This is a genomic window from Holospora undulata HU1, from assembly GCF_000388175.3.
GTDB lineage: Bacteria > Pseudomonadota > Alphaproteobacteria > Holosporales > Holosporaceae > Holospora > Holospora undulata_A.
On sequence record NZ_ARPM03000019.1, the window covers coordinates 1 to 1,136 of the forward strand.

1 protein-coding gene and 1 tRNA gene are annotated in these 1,136 nt (G+C 36.0%); one reads left to right on the forward strand and one right to left on the reverse strand.

Annotated features, from left to right (window positions below; translation table 11 throughout):
• The first annotated feature begins 559 nt into the window (after positions 1–559).
• Positions 560–631, forward strand: a tRNA-Val gene (locus tag K737_RS00200).
• A 182-nt stretch (positions 632–813) separates the two neighbouring features.
• On the opposite strand, the gene K737_RS00205 is transcribed toward K737_RS00200, so the two are convergent.
• Positions 814–1,020 (reverse strand): hypothetical protein, encoded by a 207-nt coding sequence (locus K737_RS00205; RefSeq protein ID WP_023491976.1) that lies wholly within the window; start codon positions 1,018–1,020, stop codon positions 814–816.
• Positions 1,021–1,136: the final 116 nt, after the last annotated feature.

The following is a 1,136-nucleotide window of genomic DNA, read 5'->3' on the forward strand; positions in this document are numbered from 1 at the left end:
TCTCTTCACTATTACGGATCTCTCTACGGAGTGCCTCAGTCGTTCTGGCATTTGCATGTAATACTTGTCCCATAAACTTTTCTTCCATGAATTATTGTCTTCTTAATATACTCCATCATTCTATGGGATCAAACAAATAGTAAGTACTTTGGGATTTTTTAGAGAAGATACCGTTCAATCTGCTGCAGATCGTGCGATTTTTAAAGTGAGCGCTGAATAAATGATGAATAAAGTTGTTTTGGCGGAACTCGCAAAAGAAAATGAGGCCTATGTGAAGAAAATTTTCTGTTTTTGGGCTTTTTAAGGTAGAGAAAGGTCATACATACATACATCATCCTTGAGGCGAAATAGGATTAACTTAAGCCTGACAGTATTGTCTACACAATAGTATTTCTGGGGCCACAACATGCTGGATGTTTTGGAATTCAAGTATTATCGCATAAATCGTTCAAAGCGCTTTGCTGTAGAGTGCTTTTTACATTTAGTCTATTTCATTTAGAAAACTTTTTCGTATCTCCCACTGGTAATATATTGATAAATGAGGTATAATTAAAAAAGCGGGGGTATAGCTCAGCGGGAGAGCGTTACGTTGACATCGTAAAGGTCACAGGTTCGATCCTTGTTATCCCCACGGTAATAAATAAATTTTTCTTGATTTACTAATAAAATATTTCACCAGTATTCGTGGTGTATTGTGAAAAGTGGTTTTTTGCTAATGCTTTGATTTCTAGAAGCATGGAGTAGTTTTATTTATTAATATGCAATAATTTTATGTCTATTCACCATACTCCCCCTCACTTTTTTTCAGGTAGTTTAAAAGATCGCTGAAATCAAAGAATAAGAGTTTATCTTTGATCCACCTGAGTCCTCTTGTGAAGTATGAATAACAAAGATGAATAGCAAGGGTGCTCTGACTGTTTTTTTGTAAGCAATTTCTTGTGTAAGGCCCGTTATAGAAGCGTATAAAATCGTCATAAGTTTGGAAAGTCTTCCCAAATTTTTCATATGGGTATTTCCCACCTTTGTTTGTAGGCTTTTAGTACCCGGTCTTTATCTTAAGCAAATGACAAGGTACGCATCTTTAATCTTTTTACCTACGATACCCCCCCTAGGATCATCCAGCATGTTACAGATGG